Below are 25,881 nucleotides of genomic sequence, written 5' to 3' on the forward strand. Positions count from 1 at the left end.
GATAGCAGCGGCACGAAGTAAAGCGGATAGCAGGAAAACGGTATCCAAAGAAGCCTGAACCTTTCGCTCCAAAAAACCCCAAACTTTGACTTGGTGTAATTATTATTTCACTTGTTTGCCTTTTATGAACGTATTGACCGGTTTCACATACGGCACGGCATCAATATCCATAGTCATGATATCCACGTCAAAAATCGTGAAATCGGCCCATTTTCCGGGCTCCAGACTTCCTTTTTCGGTTTCTTCAAAATTGGAATAAGCCGCCCAAATCGTCATCCCTTTGAGTGTTTCTTCGCGCGTTAAGGCATTTTCAGGCTGAAAACCGCCTTCCGGATAGTTTTTCAGATCTTTTCGGGCTACAGCCGCGTAAAAGGTGTACATCGGGTTGACTTCTTCGATAGGGAAATCGGTTCCTAAAGCAATCAGGCCGGCGTGGTTCAGTATTTTTTTATAGGCGTAGGCATTTTTGATGCGCTCCTTTCCTACCCGATCCTGCGCCCAATACATATCCGAAGTCGCGTGTGTGGGCTGAACCGAAGGTATAATACCCAATTTGAAATATTCAAAATCCTGTTCCTGCATGATTTGAGCATGTTCGATTTTCCAACGGCGGTTGGGTTTATCGGCTAAAACGTCTTTGTAAATTTTCAGTAAAACAGAATTTGTCGAATCGCCGATGGCATGAGTGTTCATCTGAAAGTCGGAATCGGCGATTTGCCGTGCGATGACACGAATGTCTTTTATAGGGGAAAGTAACGCTCCGAAGTGTTTGGGCTTATCGGAATAGGGCTGATGCAGACACGCGCCACGCGAACCTAAAGCGCCGTCTCCCATGAATTTGAAGGAACGGACATTCAGCTTATCGGTTTTGTAAATGCCTAATTGCGTGTAATAATCGACGTTTTCTTTGGACGCCATCACCATGGCGTAGATGTTGATGTCCAGCTTGTTTTCTTCCTGAAGCTCATTAATTAAATCAATCGTTTCGCGCTCCAGTCCCGCTTCGTTGATGGTGGTTAAACCGTAATCGAACATTACTTTTTCGGCATCCTGCAGGGCTTTTATCTGCGCTTCTTTGGAGGGTTTCGGAATGCTGTTATACACGAGTTCCATTGGGTTGTCGATAAGAATTCCTGTCAGCTGACCGTTTTTGACTTCCACTACACCGCCTTCCACTTTGGTTTTTACCGTGATTCCGGCCAGCTGCAAAGCTTTGGAATTCGCTAACAACGCATGACCGTCTATTCGGGTGATGGCAACCGGGGTGTTGGGAAAAAGTTTGTCGAGTTGTTCCTTATTCGGAAATTCTTTTACCGTCCAGTCGTTTTGGTCCCAACCTCTTCCCTGGATGTAGTCGAGATTGTTTTCTTTTTGGAAAGCTACAATTTTAGCGATAACTTCATCGAAACTTTTGGTGCCGCGCAAATCGACGCGCTGAAGATTTAAACCGTAGCTGTAAAAATGCGCATGGGCATCAAAAAAACCGGGGTAAATGTATTTTCCGGTGGCATTTATGGTTTTAGGTGATGAAAAGCGTTTTAGAATTACGGAATTTGTTCCGACTTCTAAAATTTTACCGTCCTTTACCGCAAGGGCTTGTGTTACTTCAAAATCTTTATTGACCGTATAGATTTTGGCATTGGTCACGATTAAATCTGCCGGTATTTTCTTTTGAATTTTCTGGGCAAAAGCCGAAGTGGTCAGTAAAACTAAAAGATATATTTTAAAATTCATCGCGTTGGTTTTGAAACGCTAAAGTAGTAATTTACTGAATATCTTCAACGGTAAATTTTGAACCGTTTACTTCCACCACGGCGCCGGTTTCTTTTCCGACTAATTGCGAACCCAAAGGTGATTGCGGGGAAAGTGCCAAAACGGAAATGCCGTCGAGGGTAACTTTCGGAAGCGCTGCGCTGATGAACAGGTGCAAACCGTTGGCTTTTACCAAACTGCCTAATACTATTTTTTTGCTTTCGGCAGTGACATCAATTTTCCCCAAAACTTCTTTCAGATGAATGGCTTCCTGTAATTTGGCACTGAGTTTTTCCTGTTCCAGATGCATCATAGACAAAGCCGTTTCATGTTTGTCTCCAGCTGAACTTTTGGCGTCGTTTTGGGCATCATCGGCCAGACCGGAAATCATATCACGGTAGACATCAATTTTGTCCTGCAATAGGGTTAAATGATAGTGCAGTATTTTCTGTTTGAAAGTCATGTTATAAATAAAAGCGCGAAAGAGTTTCTTCCGCGCTTCAAATTTAGTTTTTATAAATCGATTTAGAAATCAAATTTGTAATTCGCTCCGATTAAAAACTGGAAGCCCTGCACCGGATAATTTAACCAACGCTCGTATTGTTGGTTGGCAATATTGTTCAGCTTTAAGAAACCGGTTAGTCTTTCGTTGTGTTTGTAGCCTAAATGGGCGTTTAAATCGAAATAGCTGTCCAGAGTTACTTTATGTGTAGTGAATGTTGGCGGAAATACTGCTGTTGCGTCCTGAATAATCATTCGGTCTTTACGTTCCCCAACAAAGAAAATATTGGTTCCCGCATACCATTTTTTGGTAATATTCACATCCAGATTCGCGCCAACTTTCATGGACGGTAAATTCCAGGCTTCGTCCTGATCGGTGGTATAAGAATTGAACGTTCCGTTGATTCCGAAGGTTGCGTTTTTTGAAAAATCCATTTTCAGTTCGCCGAAAACGCTGATAGTTGTCAGGTTATCGTAAATCACATCGAATGAGTTTCCGTAGGCATAGCCTTCTTCATTAGTGGTTACTGCTAAAGGATTAGCCGCAAAAAAGACTCTGTCGTCTTCCGCCATATACGAACCTCTTACGTTAAAAGTAACCGTATTGGCTAATTTCCCTTTCAGTCCCACATAAATATCATATTGCTGGTTGGTTGGCGCAATGGCTAAGGTTGGGGAAATGAATTTGTTTTCGTCGACAAAATCGGCAAAGGTGTTTTGTTTTAAGGTTCCTTCGGCTCCGGCGTAGGCAATCATGATGTCGCCCACTAACTTGTACGATGCTTTTACCTGCGGAAAAATGTAAAACTTGTTATCACTTCCTTCGTTGTATTTCCCTACACTGTAGAAAAAACCTGCTCCGGCCTGTACCGATAAATCGTCCTGCTGCAGTAAGATAGCCGGTTGTGCTCCGAAATTCAGGTAAGAATATGAAATATCCCCAGTGTCAAAATAATTTTTCTCGAAACTTCCGCCCACGTAATCCACTACAAAACCGGTTTTGAATTTGAAATTGTCCACCTCAAAATTAATGGCCGGTTTTACGAAAAATCGGTTTTCCTGAGAACCATGCGAATCCCAAAAACGTTTGAACTGTAAAGATGTATCGTCCAAAACACTTTCTTTCATGCCTAATTTTGCACCTAAGGTAAGGGTTTGATACGTCTGTTGTTCATCGATTAACTTTATGGCATCGTCTGTAAAAGTTACGAATTCCGTTGGCAAGCCGTACCAGTTGTACATTTGATGCTTGTAACCCAAATCAGCATTCCAGTCCATGTCGCGGGTTCGGCTTCCGTAGGTTAAATCTAAGGACGTATTGTAATATTTATCGTCTAATTTTACGTCATTGATTCCGCCTTGTGACGACAGATGGCGCAACATTCCGCCCACATAATCGGTACTGCTTAAATTTTCGGTGATGAACAATTCGCCGTTGATGGTTCCGTAGTTTCCAACACCTAAAGTGGCATAATTTTTAAAGATTCGCTCTTTGGCTTCTTTATCCACAGCCGCAGCACGGCCTTTTGCGGGTGTAAAGGTCGAAGCTACCGGAAAAGAGAAAATATTGTACTTGATTTCCTCTTTATCGGTATTGGTTTCGTCTTCAATTACCGGGGTTTCTTTTACTTTAAAGGCATCGGAAATCGTTGGCGTATACGGTTTTACCACATTTACTACTTCGGTTCCTATGTTTTCGTCTCTCTTTTGTGCAAAGTTTTTCACTCCTGCAAAAAGCAACGTCATTACGGTTATATATCTGAAAGTCTTACTCATACTTATTTGTTTAGTAAAAAGGGATAAGGGATAAGTAAAAAGTCCCATTCTGTTATTTACCTGTTCTCTTTTATGATTTCTAATTGGTTATCGAGGAATTGCGTTTCGCTTCTTCTCCTTTGATGAAATCCAGTTCGGTTTGTGCTTCGGCTACTACATCTTCAAACTGCGTGAAATTTTTAATTACACTTTCCAGAATGTACGTGGCCTGGAAGCTGTCTTTCAGTCCGTAGAAATTCTTCGCCATGACGATTAAGCCTTTGGCACCGAAATATTTATAACCGGAATAATCTTTGGCTAACTTCTGAACCACCGTGTTGGACGCTTCGAATTTGCCTTCTTTGTTTTTGAAATAGGCGTCGTAATACAGAGCCTCGGCGGCTAATTCGCCTTTGGCTATTTTCTGCAGTTGGGTGTAGGCTTCTTTCGCTTTTACTTCATCGTTGGTTTTAATCGCGGATCGGGCTACGATGATTTGCGCGTCACTCTTTACTTTGTCATCCGTTTTGGAATTGGCTAATACTTTATCGGCGTAAATTACCGCATTCGGATAATCCTGACCTTCGTAGTAGCACTTCATTAAATTCGATTGGGCAAAGGTTACGTTTTGCGGAAAATCGGCTTCGGTTTCCAGACGTTTCAGCACCGGAATTGCTTTGTCGTAGGTTTTGTTTTTCAGATGGATTTCACTCAAACGCGCCAACGACTGTTCGGTATATTCGCTTCTCGATTTGCTGATTACATATTCGTAATTCGGAATCGCGTTGTTGGCCAAACCGTCTGCAAAATATAACTGTGCCAAGTAGAAATTGGCTTTCAGCGCGTGCAATCCATTCGGAAAATTGGCTAAATAACCGCTGAAACCGGAAATGGCCTGTTTGGCATTGTTCTGCAGATATTGTTTTTCGGCTGCGTTGTAGGTATCGTTATCCAAATCGGCATTAGAAACCTCAACAAAATCGAGTGTTTTTACCCAAGCGGCGTATTCGTCCACTTTGTTTTCATCCATGTAGATTAAACGCGCGGTCGCCACGGCTTCATTGGCTTCTTCCGTTCTCGGATATTTCGCCACCACTTCTTTGAATTTCGTAAGCGCTGAAGCATTGTTATCATTGTTGTAATACACCAATCCCTGACGCAAAATTGCTTTCGAAACATACGAACTCGACTTGTATTCGTTTTTCAGGCGGTCGTAGGTTTCAACAGCTTTGCTTACGTTGTTCTGTGTTACATAAGTGTTTCCTAATTCGTATAAAGCATCGTCTGCATATTGGGATTTCGCGTGCAGTTTCATAAACGAATTCAGGTCTTCGATTTTTTTGTCGTTTTTGCCTACGAAGCCGTACGAAATGGCTTTCTGGAAATGCGCGTAATCGGCATCCACGCTTCTTAATTCAATGGCTTTGTTGTAGGCGTCCATTGCCGGCCAGTATTTGGTGGATACAAAATAACTGTCCGCCATTCTTAAATAAGCATCGGTTAAACGGACATTGTCGTCTTTCGTTGCTGTTACATAATCCAGAAAATGTTTCGCCGCACTTTCGTATTCTTTTAATTTAAAATAAGTATATGCGATGTTGTAATCCGCATTTTTCGCTTCGGGAACGTTTTTCGCTTCTGCGGAACCGGCAAATTGCTTGAAACTGATTAAGGCTTCATTAAACTGATCTAAATTGTATTCGGTTTCGCCTTTCCAGAACGTGGCTCGGGCGGTGAATTTCGCATCTCTCGGCTCGGCGATTGATTTTTTGAACAAGGCTAAGGCTTCCTGATAATTGCCGTCTGTGTACAACTCCAAACCTCTGTAAAAAGCCACTTTCTGATACGCCTGACGGTTTTGCGGATTTTTGTTTTTCTCCAACAACGACAACGCTTCTTTATAGTTTTTAGAAGTGATGTACGAATTAATCAACAGGTTTTCGATTTCCTGTTTGTACGGTGTGTTCGGGTATTTGTTCAGGTAGCCCATCAGCACTTCCGGCACACTTTGGTACGGATTTCCGATTTCGTAGCTCAGTTTGGCGTAATTCAGATAGGCGTCTTCCTGGATTTTGGCTTCAAATTCCATTTCGGAGGCATTTTTGAAGGCATTCAGGGCCTCCTGTTTTTTGTTCAGTTTCAGGTAACTTTCTCCCAAATGGTAATAGGCGTTTTGTGCCACACCATCCTGACCGCCAATGATTTTATTGAATTCACCGATGGCATTTTCATAATCCCCGGCTTTGTAATACGCATAGCCCAACTGATAAAAATCGGTGTTGTTCCACTTCCCTTTTTTACCACGATATTCTTTCAGATACGGCAGCGCTTTGTCGTATTGTTTCAGGTTGAAATAACTCTCCCCGATGATTTTGTTCAGCTCGGATTTTTCTTCGGCGTTGGATTTGGACAATTGCGGAACACCTAAATCGATGGCTTTCTGGAAATTGCCCAATTTGAAATTCATATCCGCCTGAAAATAGGACATTTTCTCTTTATACTTATCCTGATCCTGCACCTGATCGAAATATTGGGTGGCTTCTTTATAATTGTCGGTTTCGTATGCCATGTAACCCAAATAGTATTTGGCCTGTGAACCGTATTCTTTTGAGTTCACCACCTTATTGAAGTATTTATCGGCTTCTTTCTTGTTTTTAGCCGAAAAGAAGCAATATCCTTTCTGAAAATTGAACTTTTCTCTTTCGTCGTTGCTCATTGAGCCTTCATCGACTCTGTCAAAATATTTCAACGCCTGCGGATAGTTTCCCTGATCAAAATAGTAATGGGCTACTTCGATGAACGCTTGGTTTTGTTTTGACGATGTCGGATATTTTTCCACGAAATCCTCCATCATGGCATCGGCTCCGGACTGTTCCAGACGAATGGCACAATTGGCGCTGTAATAAGCGCAATCGGATTTTACCTCATCGCTCGAAGCACTGCTTTTTACCTTATCAAACAAAATCTGAGCGGCCTGATACTGCCTGTCTTTATAGAGTGACACCGCCTTATCAAAGTCTGTAAGTTCGTGCGTATAGATGTTAGATTGTTGTGCGGAAAGATTTATAGCACTCAAAATGAGTGATGTACAAAGAAACCTGTTCAGTTTTCGCATAATTTTGGCTTTTAAACTTTCAAATATATCAAATTCCCGTGGTTAATAACGCGCTGTTTTTGGGGTTTATTATATATGTTTTCAACAAATTTCAGGCCAGAAACGGAAAATTCCAAATAACCATGTTAATCCTTTAAGGAAGAATCTTTCAATCTTTTCAAAACAAAAATAATTTTATTTGAAAAAGTTCGTTGTACTTCTTACTTTTACCAAAATTAAAAGCTACAGTATGTCACAAACGATTCTTTCTCTTAAAGATGTAACGATATTTCAGGAAGGTAACGCCATTTTATCCAATGTTAATCTGGATGTTAAACACGGTGATTTTCTGTACATTATTGGTAAAACCGGTTCCGGAAAGAGTAGTTTGATGAAAACACTGTATGCTGATTTGGATTTAAACAACGGCGAAGGTACCATTGTCGATTACGATTTAAGAACCCTGAAAGAGAAAGATATTCCGTATCTGAGACGTAAATTAGGTATTGTTTTCCAAGATTTTAAATTACTGCCGGACCGCAACGTACACGACAATTTAGAGTTCGTATTAAGAGCTACGGGCTGGTCTGAAAAGGAAGAAATTCAGGTAAAAATCGAAGAAGTTTTAGACAAAGTAGGCATGAAATCGATGACGGGAAAAATGCCGCATCAACTGTCCGGAGGAGAACAACAACGCGTTGCCATCGCCAGAGCTCTACTGAACGACCCGGAATTAATTTTAGCCGACGAACCAACAGGAAATTTAGACCCACAAACCAGCGTGGAGGTTATGGAAGTGCTGAAAAGTATCAACCAGAACGGTAAAACCATCATTATGGCGACGCATGATTATGCTTTAATCATGAAATATCCCGCTAAAACACTGAAATGTGAGAACGGGCAGTTGTTTGAGGTGGTGCAGCGTACGGTGTAATGCTTTCCATTCTGATTCCGACATACAATTACAATGTTTATCCGCTGGTTGAAGAATTAAAAAAACAGGCGGATGCACTACAGATAATGTATGAAATTCTGGTTCAGGATGACCACAGTACTTTATTTTTAAAAGAAAATTCCGAAATCAATACTTTAGTAAATTGTTATTATACATTAAACACTAAAAATCTTGGTAGAGGAAACAATATCAATGCATTACAGTTAAAAGCTAAATTTGAGTATGTTTTAATTCTGGAAGCCGATGCACTTCCTAAAGACGGGAATTACTTAGCAAATTTTATAAAGAACATTTTCCCTACTACGGAAGTGATTTTCGGAGGGGTTGTCTATCCTGAAACAAAGCCCCAGCCTAATCAATTATTGCGATGGAAATACGGTTGTAAACGAGAAAGTATCGCCTTACAAACACGTTTGAAAAAACCATTTCATTTTGTTTTCACCTGGAATTTACTTCTTAAAAAGGAGATTTTAAACCAGAATCCGTTTCCAAACTCAGTCCGGGAATACGGCTATGAAGATGTGGTTTTTCTTAAAAAACTGAAAGAAAAGAAAGTTCACATTCAGCATATTGATAATCCATTGATTCATTATAATCAGGAATCTAATCTTGTTTTTATAAATAAAACAGAAACTGCTATCCGTACATTAAAACAACTCATGGAAAACAAAGAACTAGATAGTGATGATACACGAATAGGGAAAACATTTTTTTTACTGAAACAACTGGGTTTTGATACAATTTTAAGGTTTTTATTTCTAAAATTTCATAATAGAATTCTGTCTAATCTTACTTCGACAAATCCTAGTTTACTTCTACTTGATTTGTATAAATTAGGATATTTGTGTAATCTTGATAATCCGCTTCAATCCAAAAAAAAATAACTGTGAAGGTTTTATTAATAAATAATTTTAGTATTGAAAACAATCCGGGAGGAGTGGAAAACTATCTTTTGGAATTGACTGATTATGCGCAAAGAAGTAACACAGATATCACTTTTAAATGGTTCGGAAAAGGGAATAAGAAAACCCATTGGTTCCAAAAATTGCATAACCGGGAGGTTACAAAAGAAATCATAGCCGAAATCGACTCATTTCAGCCCGATTTGATTCATTGTTTCAGTATTGGAGCACCAATTACTCCTCATTTCATGAATTATGCCAAATCAAAGTCAATTCCTGTTCTTCAATCGTTTCGGGATTATTATTACATCTGCCCCAAAAACTATATGTTAACAGATTCAGGTAAAATTATTGAACGACACGAAAATGCTTTGGAATGTATATTTTATCATCACCCTAGAAGAAACATAGTTTTTGACAGTTTGCTGTATTTAAAACAACAATATCATAAGAGAATCATTAATAAAAACATCTGCTATTTCTTATCTCCTTCTGATAATTTAACCCAATTCATCAGAAAGCATTTTAATGTTCCGGGAAGGACTTTACCTAATCCGGTGCTATTATCCAATCCATCGTTGGAAACAGCCTCCGATTACTTACTTTATGTAGGTCGATTGGATAGGGAGAAAGGCGTATTAACCCTTTTAAAAGCTTTTCAAAATGTTGTTTTAAGATTTCCAAACGAAAAATTGCTAATTGCAGGTTCAGGAGCAGAAAAAGATGTACTTCTGAACTATGTTGAGACGAACAAAATCCCTAATGTTCGTTTCTTAGGAGCACAGAATCGTGACCAACTTAAAAAGTTGTATGCTAAAGCAAAATTCACATTGGTACCCAGTGAGTTTTTAGAATCATATGGCAATGTTATCCTGGAAAGTTTTGCATTTCATAAGACAGTGATTATTAGTTCGCTTTTAGGTTTAGTCGATGAAGTAGCATCCAATCATTGTGGGTTGATTTTTCCCTATGGTGATGACACAGAACTGGCAAAAAAAATGGAACTATTACTGGTCGATAAAACACTGAGGTTTGAACTGGAAACTAATGCCTATTCGTATGTTCAGAACAAATCCTTCAGCAATCATTTTAAGGAACTCAGAGCTATTTATATCCAAATACTAAAAGATAATCAACCAACAGTTTCAATAAATTCTTCAAAATCACGGATGTAGTCCGATTCATCAAAAACATCGGAAGCTACCACCAAACAAACAGCTCCAGAAGAAAAATTTTTGAGCTCCCTCCAGATTCCATTGGGTATAAGCAGGCCTTCAAAAGGTTTATTCAAAACAATTTTTTTTTCTTCTTTACCATCGTTAACAATTACATCAAAACTACCGGAAAGTGCCACTAAGAACTCATGCTGCTCTTTATGGGAATGCCCTCCTCGTTCTGCTCCACCTGGCACATCGTATAAATAATACACCCGTTTCATTGCAAAAGGCAGAATGTCTTTTTCGATGACCGAAAGATTACCTCTCGGATCTTCAATTTTGGGTATTTTTATAATCTTAGTTTTCATTTTTCTAATAATTCCAACCATTGTTGGGCTACTTCATTTTTTTCAAACCGGCTTACACTGCTTTTAGCCTTCTCACAACAACTCTGGTATAGGATTTGGTTTTGAGCAAAGGTATTCATTTTGGAAGTCAAAGCTTCAAAATTTTGATTTTCAACCAAAAATCCGTTTTCACCGTCAATTACCATTTCACTAGGACCTGTTGGACAATTAAAAGCAATTACCGGTTTGCCGAAACTTAACGATTCTAAAATAACTAATGGAAATCCTTCATACTGGCTTGATAGGACCAAAAATTTAGCATTCTTAATATAGAAATAAGCATTCTCTTTAAATCCTAATAAATGAACAAATCCTTCAAGATTATTCTCTTTAATCTGCTTATGTAATTTATGTTCCTTTTCCCCTTTTCCTAAAATCACCAAATGAATCCCCTTTTCCGGTAAAAGCGATTTTTGGTAACTTTCAATCAATTTATCAAACTGTTTGAGTTCGGTCAATCTACCGACAGCAATGCAATATTCAAAAGGAAGCGATAATTCATTGTGATTAAAGTTTACATTTAAAACATCAATAAAATTTGGGATTACTATTGCTTTTTCAAAATGATACTTGGTTTTCAGCTTTTCATACAAACCTTTGGAAACCACAACAACGCTATGGGCTTTTCTGAGCAAAAAGTTTGCAACCCACACTTTATCAGTCAGATAAGTTTCCAGGCGACTACTATGAATCGTGTAGATGAATTTCGTCCGAAAGTAAATAAAAAAAACAAATACCAGTTCCATAAACGGATTTATACGATGGCGAAAATCTACTACGTAGTCAAATTTCTCCTGACTAACATACTTTCGCAGACGAAAATATTTCCGGTATTTTGGATAATGTCCAAGGTTAACCAACTTCCCTTTAAAACTATAGGTGACATTATCTTCCAGTACAATAAGGTGAACGTCAAAATTCAGTGACTGAAACATTGCTGATGTCAAACCCAACATCCTTTCTAAACCGCCTTCGGCCAACTTATATCCTACAAGTGCGATTTTAAGATTCTTTTTTTGGGGGATTACCATTCCGTTCTGACTAGGATTCTTATTTTAGCATAAAAATAGATTTAAAATCCTAATATGCAAAATTTCCCACTGGTTAGTGTCATATGTTTAGCATACAATCACGAAGCGTATGTAGAGGAAGCTCTGGAATCGGTACTTAATCAAAATTATCCTAATATTGAACTTTTAATTGCAGACGATAACAGCCAGGATCGTACAGTTTTCGTTATTGAAAAATGGCTACATAAGCATCCAGAAATCCCATTTTTTCGCAATACTGAAAATTTGGGCAACACCAGAACGTTCAATGCTGTGGCAAAACATGCCAAAGGTGAATTTATTATTGATTTAGCGGCGGATGATGTTTTGTTTTCAGATTGTGTTTCCCGTCAGATTAACACCTTTCAGAACACAACATACACAAATTTAGGGGTTGTGTACGGAAATCTTATACAGATGGATGAAAACGGAACCTATTTAAACGATTATTATACAGAAAAGGACAATCCGGAAAGTGGAAACATTTATAAGATGGTCATCGGCCGTACCACTAAAATCTGTTCCGTTTCTTCCATGGTTAAGAAATCTGTTTTTGACACTGTTGGCTATTATGACGAAGATCTGGCTTATGAAGATCTGGATTTTTGGATTCGGGCTTCGCGAATTTTTGATTTCGAATATATCCCGGAGATTTTAGTCAAAAAAAGAGAACTTACCAGTTCTTTAAGCGCCCATTTTACCAGGAAAAACAATCAAAAGTCCAGACATCTTAACGAATCTTCTTACCTGATTTTAAAAAAAGCAGTCCAATTCAACAAAAACAAAGAGGAGCACAAACTATTATTAAACCGTATTCGGTTTGAACTGTACAAATCCATTGCCACTAGAAACTTTGCATTAGCTGCAAAACTAGTTTTACTGCATTTAAAAGTGAGGTTAAAAAGTTTGTAGATGATATACTTTACCCTATTTTATATTTTTTCGAACGGTTAATTGTTGCTAAGGAAAAGTTTGCGAAAAAACAACAACACCACTATAAGAGAAAGAAAATTTGCTATAAAGTATGCTTTTACTACACCTTCAACCTGTTGTGTTTGCATAAGGAAGTACGATAATACTAAATACGATAGATTGAAAACAACTTCTACCGCAATATATTTTTTTGTCATGGTTTTAACCAAAATCTGATACCCGAAAGCCAAAGTTATCATTCTCAAAAAGTCTCCTGTCAGCTGCCAAATCATTAGAGAGTTCACTTCCTTAAACTCATTAGTTAGCGCAACGCTGATAATAAAATCTTTCAACAAATACACCAAAATCAGCACCACCGTAAAAAGTGGAATTAGAGTTTTAAAATAATACCTGAGTTCTTCTCTGAATTCGGCATCGGTTTTAAGTTCCGCCAATTTTGGCATGTAATACAAAGACAATCCTGAAGTAAAAAACATCATGTAAAATCCTGATATTCTATTGATTGCCTCCCAAATTCCTGCTTTTTCCACCGATTGAAAATCTATAATCAAATTCCGGATCAAGATTAAGGTAACAGGTACAATAACTGCGCTCAAAAGCGCCATTTTGGAAAATTCTCCAATTACGGATAAATACGGTTTACTTATGGTTTTTTCTAATTGGAAGCTGAAATCGGATTTATTCCTGTAAACAAAAAGTGCCGTAATAATAAACATTATCAAATCACAAACGGCAATAGAAATCAAGGCTCCCGTCAACTTGCCATAGTAAATCAGGCTTACCGTCAATACAAAAACGATTACCGAGGACATCATCTGAATAATCACTATGTTTTTAAAACACTGCAATCCGTTGTAAATAGCAATCCAAAATGCATTTAAAACGAATAACGGGAGTAAAAGCCCAAATAATTGTACTGCAAAACTGTACTCAGAAGTTGAAAAAAGATAATTGCTTATCGGATTTGAAAACAATAAAATCATTACTCCTACAAAGACTGAGACCAAAGTCAAAAGCCAGAAAAATGTAGAATAAATTTTCGTAAGGGCTTGCTTATCCTCTTTGTTTTCCACAAATAGACGTACAACCGATGCGTTAATTCCTAAAGATGAAAACGATTTGGATAACGCTGTAAAATTCCGGAAACTTCCCATGAGCGCCATTCCGGAAGGTCCAAGAAGTTGAGCAACAATGTTCACTGAAACCAACCCCAAAATAAAATTAAGACCTACTGAAAGCGAATTCAGTGACAAAACTTTGACTAATTTATTTTGAAAAAGTAATTTCAACTTAAAGATTTCGGATTACTTTAGCAGGATTACCGGCAGCCACAACATTCTCAGGAATCGAACCGGTGACAACTGAATTACTGCCAATCACAGAATTTTCGCCTATTACGGCTCCTTTGAGTATTGTTACATTGTTCCCAATAAAAACATTATTCCCAATACTAACCGGACTTGACGGAGGGTTATGAGCTAATCGTTTATCTAGTTCCAAATAATGAAAATCACTGTCTGCTACTGAAAAATGCAACCCTATTAACACATTGTCCCCAATTGTAATGCTCTTATTTGAAACTATAGAAAAACCATTATTCATACGAACATTGTTTCCAAAAACGATTTTACTGTCTGACGTTCTGGCTTCGATGTAACCATAACCAGAGTAAAAATCCGGAGACAATTCCACTCCAATTCGGACTTCGTCACCAAAAACAATGGTACCTTTTCCTTTTAACAAAGTCGGATAAATAAAAAAAGGTTTTCCTGTAATTCGTACATCGGACAACAAGCGGTATTTAAGAATCCGCATCCGAACTAAAATAAAATGATATAACTTACCTATCATAATTTATACGAATTAACAACTTTGATGATGTGATTCAACTCTTCCTCCGTTAAAGCCGAACTCATCGGCAAACTTAGTACCTCCTGGTGTATTTTTTCCGTAACCGGTAACGCTAAATGATGAAAAGCTTTCATGGCTTCCTGTTTATGCGGAGCCACCGGATAATGAATCTGGGTCTGAATGCCGTTATCGGCTAAATACTTTTGAAGAGCTTCCCGGTTTTCGGTACGGATAACAAACAAATGAAACACGTGATCAGCTGAGCAAACAGGCAATGTTATTTTCTCATTCTTAATTTCAGAAAGATAACGCTTGGCAACTGCTTTTCGCTTTTCGTTTTCCAGATTCAAATACGGCAATTTCACCCGTAAAAAAGCCGCCTGAAGTTCGTCTAATCGGGAATTGAAACCCAAATAACCGTTATAATACTTTTGCTGTGAACCGTAATTGGAAAGCGATTTGATGGTTTGGGCCAATTTTTCATCGTTGGTTACCACCGCTCCTGCATCGCCTAAAGCGCCTAAATTTTTTCCGGGATAGAAGCTAAACGTTCGGGTATGACTTCCTTTGAAAGACAACCCGTGTGCCTGTGCCGCGTCTTCCACAATCAGTAAATTATATTTGTAAGCGATGTTCATAACCGCATCCATATCCGCCAGTTGACCGTACAAATGAACCACCATAATTCCTTTGGTTTTTGCTGTGATTTTTGCCTCAATAAGCTTTGGATTGATGTTGAAAGTGTTGGCGTCCGGTTCAACCAAAACGGGTATCAGTCCGGCATGAATGATGCCTAAAATGGAGGCTATGTAAGTATTGGCCGGAACAATGATTTCATCACCTATCTGAAGATTGCCCATTTCAATATAGGCCTTAAACGTTAAAGTGATGGCATCCAAACCATTTCCTACACCAACACAATATTTTGAACCACAATAAACTGCAAATTCTTCTTCAAAAGCTTTGACTTCATCGCCCAAAATGTACCAGCCTTTTTCAAGAAACAGGTCCATTTTTTCACGAAAGGCCTCCTCATAAGGCTTGTTGATGGCTTTTATGTCTAAAAAAGGAATCATAGCAATACGTTTTCCAATAAAGTATAATTTGACGTTTCCACTTCGTAAAAATCCTGAGTGACCATACCGCATCCGAAACTTTCTTTCCAGTAGGACAATCCTGAATTTACATTTTTTCCCTGATTTTCGTTGGAAATTCCGAAATCAAAATACTTTTTACCGGCAAAAACCTCTGAAATCAACTTATAGTGAAGAAAGTCCAGACTTCCCAATTCATTTTTATCCGAATTGGATGAAATATACTGGGAATGAGCCACATAATCGGTTTCAAAAATAGTGGTTCCTGCCACAATTTTCCCCTGATGGTAAACATTAAACTGACGAATGTCTTCTGGAAATTTTGATTTCAGAAAAGTGATTTCCTCCAAACTGTGCACTGGTGAAACTTTATGTTTCTGGGACAAATTCGGAATAAGGATTTCATTCCAGAATTCTGTAAAATCGTGAGTCTCCTGTACCTCAAGATTATTTTTCACGCCTCGTTTGACTCCTTCTTCACGGTTTTTTGACAGTTTCAGCTCTTGTGACAAATCCAAAACAGCAAACAAATCTCTTCGATACAATTTTGAATTGGCAGCAAAAAGCAGGTATTTTAATTCATCTGACAGCTTCCCGGTATAAAAAAAAGGCAATTCTTTAATGTGTAGCTTTTGTATTCCGGCCTGATTCAAAAACATCAAAATTTCTTTCAGTGCGGCAAGTGTTTCTTTAAATTTTACTTTTCCAGAAGTCACAAGGCTTCCGTATGTAAGGCCCTGATGGGAAAAAACAGTTTTTTCATTTCGGTTGGCCGGCAAGACCGCGATGAGCGAATCTTCATCAAAAACCAATAGGGAAAAATCTTCAAACCGGTCTTTATGATACTCCATAAAATCGCGATGAAACAGAAAAGTAGCATTCTTGGCCTGACCTATAAAATCATTCCAAAACGTATAATCGGAGGGTTGGTATTTTCGAACGGTGTATTTTTTCACAAGGCCTTGATAAACTTCGGAAAAGTACTAATTTTTATTGAAAAGCGAGCAATTATTTGCACACGGCAGTCGGTTTATAATCAAATATTTGCTATTTTTAGCCAAACAAACTACCTGTGAAATCAAAATTACTTTGTTTTTTCTGTCTTTTTCTGCTGTTTTTTTCCGGGGAATCAGCAGCTCAGAATGTTGCTTTATACGAGCAGTTTGCAGGGCGTTATGATTTTACATTTGTGGGAAATACTTTGAATCCGGCTGAAAATGGTGTCGAATGGCCAACCTATATTTTAACCAGTTCTTCCGCTGATTTAAACCTAAATCCTGGCGATAGTGTTTTACGTGCTTATTTATATTGGGCAGGTTCCGGAACCGGAGATTTTGACATCAAATTAAACGGTGTCGATATTACCGCACAACGTACTTTCAGCACACAACAATTAAGTAGTGAAAAATTTTTTTTCAGTGCCTTTTGTGATGTAACAGACCTGGTTCTTGCTACCGGAAATGGTATTTATACCGTATCTGATTTTGATCTGAATCATCTGGTAAATGAATACAACGATAACGGGACCAACTTTGCCGGATGGGCTATTTTAATTGTGTACGAAAACAGCAATCTTCCTTTAAATCAGGTTAGTATTTATGATGGGTTACAAAACGTTCCGACCAGTTTAGAAATCAACCTGACGAACTTATATGTTCTGGACAACCAAAATTCAAAAGCAGGCTTTATCGCTTGGGAAGGCGATGCAGGTTTACCAACTGAAACGTTTATAATCAATGACATATACACATTAAGCAATACGCTTAATCCTGCAGATAATGTTTTTAACGGCACCAACAGTGTAACCAATTCTAGTGATCTTTACAATATGGATTTGGACATTTATCCTCTTGATCCATACATTCAGATTGGCGACACCAGCATGAATTTCAAATTAACTTCCTATCAGGATTTTATTATGATTAACACGGTGGTTATTAAGCTTAACAACCAACTTCCCGATGCCACCGTTTCCATCGACAATTTTACTTTAGAATGCAATTCCCGCGAAATTCCAATCGAATACACCGTTTACAACGTAAACAGCACCGATCCTTTACCGGCCGGAACGCAAATCGGGATTTATGCGGATGGCGAACTGATCGCGACGAATCAAACACCAACTATATTACAAATCGGTGAAAGTGTAACCTTATCGCAAATCGTTACAATTCCAGACAGCATTCCAATCGACTTTACTTTAATGATAATGGCCGATTACGATACTGCCGTTACCGAATTAGTAGAAACCAACAATACAGACACGGAAGCTATTAGTTTGTGGGTTTCACCTGCGTTTAACCAGCCACAGGATATCATTAATTGTAATTTAGGACTAACTGCAGCTTATTTCGACTTTTCGGCTTATGAAGAAAGCATCAAAACCGATGCAACACAATTGGTTTCGTTCCATGAAAGTCAATCGGATGCGGAACTTAATCTGAACCCTATTACAAACGCGTTTAACTATTACGCTGCCACAACACCGCATCAGATTTTTGTCCGCATTGAAGGAGAACACGGGTGTTATTCGGTAACGTCTTTCTTTTTGCGTACGCGAAACTGTCCGCCAATCATTTACAATGCCGTTTCTTCCAATGGTGACGGTTTGAATGACACTTTTTTCATTGAAGGCTTGCGCGATATTTTCGTAAACTTCGAATTGTTCGTATACAACCGCTGGGGACGCTTAATCTGGACCGGAAACAACTCTAAACCCGATTGGGACGGTTATGTAAAAGACGGTATCGGCAATAATCTGGCTCCGGATGGTACTTATTTTTATGTACTAAAACTGAATGATGCCGATTATCCGGATGCGCTAACCGGTTATTTATACCTGAATCATTAACTATTTGCGTTCCAGAGCCGGCAACGACCAGTGAAAAATAACTGCCATTAAACGGATACCGATTATCAGTACAGAGGTTAGCAGGTACAAAATATCTTTCGGAACATTCAACCCTTTCATCGCAAAAAAGAAAATCCCGCCCACTATGCAAATGGTGGCATAAATCTCCTTTCGGAAAATCACCGGAATTTCATTGCAGAGAATATCGCGGATTACCCCGCCGAAACAGGCCGTCATCGTTCCTAAAGCGATACAGATTACCGGGTGAAGACTGGTTTCCATGCCTTTTTCCAGTCCGATTAAAGTAAAAACACCCAATCCGATAGTATCAAACAAAAACATCGAGGTGCGGAAACGATCCAATTTTTTTCGGAAAACAACTGCAAGAAAATAGCCCAGAATGATAACGTAAACGTAGTTGAGATTGAGCATCCACCCTACCGGCGTTCTTCCGATGAGAATATCCCGCAACGTTCCGCCGCCAACCGAGGTTACAAAAGCAATGATAAAAACGCCAAAAGGATCCAGTTTTTTGTTCATGGCCGTAAGCGCGCCGGAAACCGCAAACGCCATAGTACCCAATATGTCGAGCAATTCATACATTACATGTTACGGGTATAGTAGTTATAATCTTTTAAAACAGTTCGGATAAAATCCGTGTCATTTCCGGATTGGTTTTTGATGCCGGTTACCGATTCTATTTTCTCCCGAAGTTTGAAAACCAGCTTGTAATCTTTGTTCTTCACGGCCGCTTCAAAAGTTTCCTTGATGATGCGCGCATCGTTATCGGAAAGTTTAATCACCAGCGGATAAGTAGGCACATAATCATCGTTAACTTCCTGAAGAATCGTATGATTGATGCTGATATCGTTTTTGAGTGAAATCACAGCCGTTCCTGCTGCCATATCGCCCAAACGCTGGTTTTTACTGCTTACCACCATCGCTATGAGTCCGACAATTCCGTTTCCGATACTGATTTCAATAAGGCGGAACAACCAGCGAATCAGATAGTCACCAAATCCGGCCTGATAACCGTCCAATTTGATTACTTTAATTTTCGTGAGTTTCTTGCCGAACGTTTGTCCTTCCCACAAACTCTCCTGAACAAGCGAATAAAAAATCACCGGCAGTCCGAACAGCATGATAACAGCCATGACCGACCACTGATCGGCGTCTTTCATATAATCATTAAGGCCTATCCAGTAGAAAAAAAGGAAGTACACGACAATCAGGTAGGCTATTTTTACCAATAAATCAACAAGTTGCGCCACCAATCGCTCGCCTACCGAAGCAGCCTTGAAATTAATGTTCACATTTTGAGTGGTTGTTATTGATAATTCTGACATATTTTATATTTTAGCCTCTTTATGAGAGAAGTTGCGTTTATAAGACAAAATAAAGAAAAATGGCTTGAATTTGAACGAGCTATTTTTGGCAAAGCTAAAAAAAATCCCGATGAATTGGCGAGTTTGTACATTCATTTGGTGAATGATTTGTCGTATGCGCAAACCTACTACCCTAAAAGCAAAACCACGGTTTATTTAAACTATCTGGCCTCTCAGATTTACCAGAAGATTTACAAAACCAAACGCGAAGAAACCAACCGTATTGTTCATTTCTTTAAAACCGAAGTTCCTTTATTGCTTTTTGAATACCGAAGATATTTGCTTTACGCTTTCATCCTGGCCTTTCTGTGTACCGGAATCGGAGTGCTTTCCGCGCATAACGATGCTACTTTTGTGCGCCTGATTATGGGTGATGAATACGTAAACATGACTTTGGAAAACATCGAAAAAGGAAATCCGGTGGCGGTTTACAAAAGCGGCAGCAATTGGGGAAGTTTTATCGGTATTACCCTGAATAACCTTATTGTTGGAGCCAAATGTTACATCTACGGAATTTTTGCCGGAATAGGAACCTTTCTGGTGATGATTCAGAACTTTATCATGTTGGGATCGTTTCAGTACTTTTTTTACAAGGAAAATGTGTTTTGGGAAAGCGTTCGCGGTATCTGGATTCACGGTGCGATGGAGATTTTCGGTATTGTGATTGAATCGGCGGCGGGTTTTGTGCTGGGTGCCAGCATTTTGTTTCCGAAAACCTATTCCCGCATGCATTCCTTTAAAATCGGATTTAAAAACAGTCTGAAAATATTTTTGAGTACAGTTCCTTTTACCATTGCTGCCGGCTTTCTGGAAGGTTTCATCACCCGTTATTCCATCGATATGCCGCGTGTTTTGAACGTTGCCATTATTTTGGGAACTTTAGCACTCATTTCCTATTACTATCTGGTTTATCCGTTTATTGTTAACCGAAAATTTAAAAAGAATCATGTTCCAACTCTATAAAAAAAGAAACTTCAGCGACTTTGTTGGCGATACGTTTGCGTTTTTCAAAACCTACGGAAAACATTATTACCGCAATTATTTCATCATCAACGGAGGATTTCTGTTGGTGCTTTTGGTGCTGATGTACTTTTTGGGAAAAATATTTTATGAAGGGATTTTTTCTAATCTTTCAGGTGGTGCAAACTACAATACCGACAATTCAGCCGATGTATTCATTAACGAGAATCTGCCTATAATTATCGGACTGGGAATATTTGCAGCTATTGCAGCCCTATTTTTAAGTATTTTGAGTTACGCGTATCCGGTTGCCTATTTGAAATTAATCGAAAAGAAAACGGATTTCACTACCGAAGAAATCATAACTGCTATCAAAAGCAAAGTGGGGAAAATCATTGTTTTCTTTCTAGCATCCATTTTCATCATGTTCCCGATTATGGCTATTGTAATGGGATTGAGTTTCTTATTGGTTTTTATCATCATTGGAATTCCGTTGCTGTTTATCGTGATTCCGGCTTTAATGTGCTGGTTTTCCTTAGCCTTTTACGATTATATATCAACAGATAAAGGTTATTTTGATGCCTTAGGCGGCGGTTTTTCCTTATTAAAACAAAAATTCTGGCCTTGTGTGGGTTCTACGGCTGTAATGTACATGATTATGCAGATTGTGGTGGGTTTTGTTTCGATGATTCCTTATCTGATTGGGATTTTTTCCATGTTCACCACTTTGGAAAATCCTGAAAATGCAGGCAATCTTAATAACGAAGGATATTCTTTTTTCCTGATTATGATGGGGGTAACCATGGTTTTATCGCTGTTGCTGAATTTTATTTTTCAGAACTTCCTCCTTATAAATCAAGGGATTATGTATTACAGCATCCGTGAAGAGAATGAAAACAATACATCAAAAAGCGAAATCGATTTAATCGGTACCCAAGGTGAATAAACTTCTTGTTTCCATAGTATTTTTCTTTACGACAACGGTTTTCGGTCAGGCCGATACGCTTGTTGCGGAACCTCCTGCAGCAGAAAATTTTGAGGTTTATGCAGAGGAAGACGATTTTGTATCAAGGTCGTTCCGTGAAAACTTTCAGAAAGACTACACGTCGGAAGATTTCATCTACGAAACCATCGCGCCGAAAGAAACCTCAAAATGGGACAATTTTAAAGCCTGGCTGCAACATTGGTTAGACCGTATTTTTTCGTTTGGCGGCGAAGGCAATGCAACAGCTTTTGAAATCATTCTGAAAACCTTAGCCGTTCTGGTGGTGCTTTTTGTGGTCTATCTTATTGTGAAAGCAATCATCAACAAGGAAGGCGGCTGGATTTTCGGAAAATCGTCTAAAAAGAAAATCAAAATCGCGGAATTTCAGGAAGAAGACATTCACAACATCGACTTCAAAACTATCATCGAAAAAAGCAAATCGGCGAACAATTACCGCCTTTCCATCCGTTATTATTATTTGTGGTTGCTCAAACGGATGTCCGACAGTCATATCATCGAATGGGATATTGAAAAAACGAATTCCGATTATTTGTATGAGATTCAGCGCAATAGCTTAAAAGAAGAGTTCCAGTACCTTTCCTATATCTACGATTACAGTTGGTATGGCGAATTTACCATCGATGAGGCCTTGTTTCAGAAAGCCGAAAAAGCCTTTATTAAAACCATCAATTCCGTATAATGAACAAAACACTGAAAATATACATTGCTATTTTGGTGCTGATCATCGTCGGAATTATCTTCCTTGATGCCAATCGCCCGAAACCCATTAACTGGACGCCAACCTACGCCGTGCAGGACAAAATTCCTTTCGGCATGTATGTATTGGACAAGGAGATGAAACATCTCTTTCCGGGTGAGAAAATCGAGCGGTTCGGCACCACGCCTTACGAATACTTTCTCGACAAATACAACTACGAAGATTCCACCTATACCGTAAAAGGAAATGTGCTGATTATATCCGAAACCAATCAGCTGGATAAAAGTTCACTGGACGAACTCATTTGGTTTACACAGCACGGAAACTCGGTTTTTCTGAGCATGAAGGATTTTCCGCAGGCATTACAGGACTCATTGGGATTTGAGTTTTCCAATCAGTTTTACATGGGTGACAGCATGCATTTTACGTTAACCGACAAAGCGTTGAAAGGTAAAAAATACGTTTTTGAAAAAGGCTACAGTCTTTCCTATTTCAACAAAATCGATACGCTTACGACTACTGTTTTGGGTCATCAGGAAATGGATACAGTAAAGAATGTAAACTTCATAAAAGTACCTTACGGAAGAGGCCATTTTTATCTGCACACCCAACCGGCCGCTTTTTCCAACTATTATCTGCTGAAGAAAAACAATCCGGAATATGCCGCTAATCTTTTGTCGTACATTCCGAAAGGAAACTTATTCTGGCAGGCTAAAAGTTACAGCGACGACAACATTTCCGGCTCGCCGATGCGTTACATTTTGAGCCAGCCTGCTTTAAAATGGGCTTGGTATCTGTCGCTGATTGCCTTATTTGTTTTCATGATTTTCAACGCCAAACGTCGACAGCGTATTATTCCGGTAAAAGTTCCGTTACAAAACACAACCGTCGATTTCACCAAAACCATTGGAAATTTATACCTTCAGGAAGGCAATCATCATACCATCATCGATAAAAAAATCATTTACTTTCTGGAAAAAATACGAACCGATTATTTAATCGATACCTTTAACTTAGACGAAACTTTCGTGAATCGTCTGCATCAGAAAACCGGAAAGGACAAAACCGATATCGAAAATGTCGTCCGCCTGATCAAACGCCACCGGAACCATCTGGATAGTTCTGAAAAAGACGTCATTGAAATCAGTAAAGCAATAGAAAAAATCGCTCAGAAATAAACAAAGTACTATGGAGACTTTTGACAATAACCACACCCCGGAAACGGAAAACGTAAATTTTGAAACGCGCATCGATTTAGCACCGCTGTTGCAAAGTGTAAACGAAATTAAAGCCGAATTGAGCACCGTAATCGTAGGACAGCAAAAAATGATCGACCAGCTTCTGGTGGCTGTTTTATCCAACGGACACGTCCTTTTGGAAGGAGTTCCCGGTGTCGCCAAAACGATTACCGCCAAATTATTATCCAAAACGCTGGCTTTAGACTTCAGCCGGATTCAGTTTACCCCGGATTTGATGCCGTCTGATATCATCGGAACTTCTATCTTTGATTTGGCAAAATCGAAATTTGAATTTAAAAAAGGACCGGTTTTCTCCAATTTTGTCCTGATTGATGAAATCAACCGTGCTCCGGCCAAAACGCAGGCCGCGCTTTTCGAAGTGATGGAAGAACGCCAGATTACCGTGGACGGTCAGGCTTATAAAATGGATACACCGTATTTGGTAATCGCTACACAAAACCCGATTGAACAAGAAGGAACGTACCGTTTACCGGAAGCGCAGTTAGACCGTTTTCTGTTCAAAATCAGCATCGATTATCCTAATCTGGAAGAGGAAATTCATATTTTGCAGAAGGAAAATGCGTTGCAGGATCGTAACAAGCTGGACAACATCCGACAGATTTTATCGAAAAGCGAAATCGGCACCTACCAAAATCTGGTAAAGCAAATCAAAATCGAGCAGCATTTGGTGGAATACATCGCCAAAATTGTGATGAATACCCGTGAAAATGCTTTCTTGTATTTGGGCGCTTCGCCTCGTGCTTCCATCGCGATTTTAAATGCGGCTAAAGGATTTGCAGCTCTTCGCGGTCGTGATTTCGTTACGCCGGAAGACATTAAAGACGCAGCCGTTCCGGTATTACAGCACCGCGTTATGGTTACTCCGGAGCGTGAAATGGAAGGTATTACGTCTTCCGAAATCATCCGTCAGATTATTGATACCGTTGAAATTCCGCGCTAATGCAGTTTTTTAAGAAATTATACCTGAACAACTTCTTTTTCTATGTGCTCATGGGCATCATAGCAGGCTTTGTTCTGGCTTATTTTTTCCCGAGTTTGTATCGTGTCTGCTGGCTTTTGGTAATCATTTTGATTGCTTTTCTGTCGATTGACATCTTATTGTTGTTCGGAACGAAACAATATGTGAAAGCCAGTCGCCAAATGCCGGAAAAACTGTCTAATGGCGACGAAAACCCGATTACGATAAAAATCAAAAATCATTATTCGTTTACCGTTTTTGCCAAAGTTATTGATGAGATTCCGTTTCAGTTTCAGCTGCGGAATTTTGAGATTCACCGCAAATTGGACGCCAACGGAAAAGACCAGTTTGTCTACCACTTACGGCCAACCGAAAGAGGCGAATACAGTTTCGGAAATCTGAACGTTTACATCGCCTCGCCTTTGCGTTTGGTGTCGCGTCGTTTTAAATTTGCCGAAAGTCAGATGGTGCCCACCTACCCGTCTTACATTCAGTTGCGCAAATACGATTTGATGGCGTTTTCCAATAATTTGATGCAATACGGGTTGAAAAGAATCCGCCGCATCGGGCATACCATGGAATTTGAGCAGATTAAAGAGTATGTTCAGGGCGACGACATCCGTACCTTGAACTGGAAAGCTACTGCCAAACGCAATCAGTTGATGGTAAATCAGTTTCAGGACGAAAAATCGCAAACGGTGTACATGCTGATCGACAAAGGCCGTGTGATGAAAATGCCGTTTAACGGACTGAGTTTACTGGATTATGCTATTAATGCCAGTCTGGTTTTATCGAACGTTATTCTGAAAAAAGGCGATAAAGCCGGAATGCTTTCCTTCTCGAAAAAAGTGGAAAACCGGGTGATGGCCGAACGCCGCCAGTCGCAGATGAACCTGATTCTGGAAAATTTATACAACATCAAAACCGATTTTTTCGAAAGTGATTACAGCCGTTTGTATGTGGATGTAAAGAAAAACATCAACCACCGCAGTCTGATTTTGCTGTACACAAATTTCGAAACACTTGACGGATTGCACAGACAATTGCCTTACCTGAAAGGAATCGCCAAAAACCATTTGCTGGTAGTCGTTTTCTTCAACAATACGGAACTGAACGATTTAATCCACAAAAAAGCAACCACCATTCAGGATATTTACGACCAGACCATCGCCGAAAAATTTGCTTTCGAAAAACGTCTGATTGTAAACGAATTGCGCAAATACGGTATTTATTCTGTCTTGACACAACCGGAAAACCTTACATTGGATACCATCAATAAGTATTTGGAGATTAAAGCGAGAGGAATTTTGTAATC

Annotated in this window: 23 protein-coding genes; 11 read left to right on the forward strand and 12 right to left on the reverse strand. The window is 39.2% G+C overall.

The annotated features are described in order from the left end of the window. Window positions 1-102: 102 nt before the first annotated feature. The 4 genes from G498_RS0110235 to G498_RS0110250 form a co-directional block, all read right to left on the reverse strand. Window positions 103-1,734 (reverse strand): amidohydrolase, encoded by a 1,632-nt coding sequence (locus tag G498_RS0110235; RefSeq protein WP_026981058.1) that lies wholly within the window; start codon window positions 1,732-1,734, stop codon window positions 103-105. Between the two features lie 31 nt (window positions 1,735-1,765). Further along, the gene (locus tag G498_RS0110240; RefSeq protein ID WP_026981059.1) at window positions 1,766-2,215 is read right to left on the reverse strand and encodes a hypothetical protein; all 450 of its coding nucleotides are present in this window, start codon (window positions 2,213-2,215) and stop codon (window positions 1,766-1,768) included. A 62-nt stretch (window positions 2,216-2,277) separates the two neighbouring features. Beyond that, window positions 2,278-4,029: a TonB-dependent receptor gene (locus G498_RS0110245; RefSeq protein WP_026981060.1), complete on the reverse strand. Its 1,752-nt coding sequence runs from the start codon at window positions 4,027-4,029 to the stop codon at window positions 2,278-2,280. 79 nt (window positions 4,030-4,108) lie between these two features. Beyond that, window positions 4,109-7,123 (reverse strand): tetratricopeptide repeat protein, encoded by a 3,015-nt coding sequence (locus tag G498_RS0110250; RefSeq protein WP_026981061.1) that lies wholly within the window; start codon window positions 7,121-7,123, stop codon window positions 4,109-4,111. A gap of 229 nt (window positions 7,124-7,352) precedes the next feature. Between G498_RS0110250 and G498_RS0110255 the strand changes: the two genes are divergently transcribed. The 3 genes from G498_RS0110255 to G498_RS0110265 are packed head-to-tail and all read left to right on the forward strand — an operon-like array spanning window position 7,353 to window position 10,134. Continuing rightward, a complete protein-coding gene (locus tag G498_RS0110255) occupies window positions 7,353-8,036 on the forward strand; it encodes a cell division ATP-binding protein FtsE (protein ID WP_026981062.1) in 684 nt (227 codons plus the stop codon). Further along, entirely contained in the window at window positions 8,036-8,941 is a 906-nt protein-coding gene (locus G498_RS0110260) for a glycosyltransferase family 2 protein (protein ID WP_026981063.1), read from the forward strand. Before G498_RS0110255 ends, G498_RS0110260 begins: the two co-directional genes overlap by 1 nt. A gap of 2 nt (window positions 8,942-8,943) precedes the next feature. Further along, on the forward strand, window positions 8,944-10,134 hold the full coding sequence (locus G498_RS0110265; protein ID WP_035744020.1) for a glycosyltransferase family 4 protein: 1,191 nt from the start codon (window positions 8,944-8,946) through the stop codon (window positions 10,132-10,134). Here the strand turns inward: G498_RS0110265 and G498_RS0110270 are convergent. Together G498_RS0110270 and G498_RS15470 are read right to left on the reverse strand one after the other, a co-directional pair. After that, complete coding sequence (locus tag G498_RS0110270; RefSeq protein WP_026981065.1) at window positions 10,092-10,484, reverse strand: sugar 3,4-ketoisomerase; 393 nt, start codon at window positions 10,482-10,484, stop codon at window positions 10,092-10,094. The genes G498_RS0110265 and G498_RS0110270 overlap by 43 nt on opposite strands. Further along, window positions 10,481-11,554: a glycosyltransferase gene (locus G498_RS15470; protein ID WP_051269852.1), complete on the reverse strand. Its 1,074-nt coding sequence runs from the start codon at window positions 11,552-11,554 to the stop codon at window positions 10,481-10,483. Before G498_RS15470 ends, G498_RS0110270 begins: the two co-directional genes overlap by 4 nt. Window positions 11,555-11,608: 54 nt before the next feature. On the opposite strand from G498_RS15470, the gene G498_RS0110280 reads away from it, so the two are divergent. Next, the gene (locus G498_RS0110280; RefSeq protein ID WP_026981066.1) at window positions 11,609-12,484 is read left to right on the forward strand and encodes a glycosyltransferase family 2 protein; all 876 of its coding nucleotides are present in this window, start codon (window positions 11,609-11,611) and stop codon (window positions 12,482-12,484) included. Between the two features lie 38 nt (window positions 12,485-12,522). Here G498_RS0110280 and G498_RS0110285 read toward each other — a convergent pair whose 3' ends face one another. From G498_RS0110285 to G498_RS0110300, 4 genes are read right to left on the reverse strand one after another with little or no spacing between them, the layout of a single operon-like run. Beyond that, window positions 12,523-13,758, reverse strand: coding sequence for an O-antigen translocase (locus G498_RS0110285; protein WP_026981067.1), 1,236 nt, complete (start codon window positions 13,756-13,758; stop codon window positions 12,523-12,525). A 37-nt stretch (window positions 13,759-13,795) separates the two neighbouring features. After that, a complete protein-coding gene (locus tag G498_RS0110290) occupies window positions 13,796-14,356 on the reverse strand; it encodes an acyltransferase (RefSeq protein ID WP_035744024.1) in 561 nt (186 codons plus the stop codon). Further along, window positions 14,353-15,432 (reverse strand): DegT/DnrJ/EryC1/StrS family aminotransferase, encoded by a 1,080-nt coding sequence (locus G498_RS0110295; protein WP_026981069.1) that lies wholly within the window; start codon window positions 15,430-15,432, stop codon window positions 14,353-14,355. The genes G498_RS0110290 and G498_RS0110295 overlap by 4 nt, the downstream gene beginning before the upstream one ends. Beyond that, window positions 15,429-16,406, reverse strand: a complete 978-nt coding sequence (locus G498_RS0110300; protein WP_026981070.1) for a hypothetical protein — start codon at window positions 16,404-16,406, stop codon at window positions 15,429-15,431. The genes G498_RS0110295 and G498_RS0110300 overlap by 4 nt, the downstream gene beginning before the upstream one ends. A 116-nt stretch (window positions 16,407-16,522) precedes the next feature. Here G498_RS0110300 and G498_RS0110305 point away from each other — a divergent pair, with 116 nt between their 5' ends. After that, a complete protein-coding gene (locus G498_RS0110305; protein ID WP_240470443.1) occupies window positions 16,523-18,301 on the forward strand; it encodes a T9SS type B sorting domain-containing protein in 1,779 nt (592 codons plus the stop codon). On the opposite strand, the gene G498_RS0110310 is transcribed toward G498_RS0110305, so the two are convergent. Then, on the reverse strand, window positions 18,302-18,904 hold the full coding sequence (locus G498_RS0110310; RefSeq protein ID WP_026981072.1) for a trimeric intracellular cation channel family protein: 603 nt from the start codon (window positions 18,902-18,904) through the stop codon (window positions 18,302-18,304). After that, window positions 18,904-19,647, reverse strand: a complete 744-nt coding sequence (locus G498_RS0110315) for an RDD family protein (protein ID WP_026981073.1) — start codon at window positions 19,645-19,647, stop codon at window positions 18,904-18,906. The genes G498_RS0110310 and G498_RS0110315 overlap by 1 nt, the downstream gene beginning before the upstream one ends. 21 nt (window positions 19,648-19,668) lie before the next feature. Between G498_RS0110315 and G498_RS0110320 the strand changes: the two genes are divergently transcribed. Genes G498_RS0110320 through G498_RS0110345 form a run of 6 tightly spaced genes read left to right on the forward strand, consistent with a single transcriptional unit; the run spans window position 19,669 to window position 25,879 of the window. Beyond that, window positions 19,669-20,649, forward strand: a complete 981-nt coding sequence (locus G498_RS0110320; RefSeq protein ID WP_026981074.1) for a stage II sporulation protein M — start codon at window positions 19,669-19,671, stop codon at window positions 20,647-20,649. Further along, window positions 20,633-21,592, forward strand: a complete 960-nt coding sequence (locus G498_RS0110325; protein WP_026981075.1) for a hypothetical protein — start codon at window positions 20,633-20,635, stop codon at window positions 21,590-21,592. Before G498_RS0110320 ends, G498_RS0110325 begins: the two co-directional genes overlap by 17 nt. Then, a complete protein-coding gene (locus G498_RS0110330; protein WP_026981076.1) occupies window positions 21,585-22,331 on the forward strand; it encodes a hypothetical protein in 747 nt (248 codons plus the stop codon). Before G498_RS0110325 ends, G498_RS0110330 begins: the two co-directional genes overlap by 8 nt. Then, window positions 22,331-23,527 (forward strand): DUF4350 domain-containing protein, encoded by a 1,197-nt coding sequence (locus tag G498_RS0110335; RefSeq protein WP_026981077.1) that lies wholly within the window; start codon window positions 22,331-22,333, stop codon window positions 23,525-23,527. Before G498_RS0110330 ends, G498_RS0110335 begins: the two co-directional genes overlap by 1 nt. A 10-nt stretch (window positions 23,528-23,537) precedes the next feature. Further along, on the forward strand, window positions 23,538-24,548 hold the full coding sequence (locus G498_RS0110340; RefSeq protein WP_026981078.1) for an AAA family ATPase: 1,011 nt from the start codon (window positions 23,538-23,540) through the stop codon (window positions 24,546-24,548). Beyond that, entirely contained in the window at window positions 24,548-25,879 is a 1,332-nt protein-coding gene (locus G498_RS0110345; RefSeq protein WP_026981079.1) for a DUF58 domain-containing protein, read from the forward strand. Before G498_RS0110340 ends, G498_RS0110345 begins: the two co-directional genes overlap by 1 nt. The last annotated feature ends 2 nt before the right edge of the window (window positions 25,880-25,881 follow it).

Source organism: Flavobacterium suncheonense GH29-5 = DSM 17707 (genome assembly GCF_000430025.1).
In the GTDB taxonomy this organism is placed as follows: domain Bacteria; phylum Bacteroidota; class Bacteroidia; order Flavobacteriales; family Flavobacteriaceae; genus Flavobacterium; species Flavobacterium suncheonense.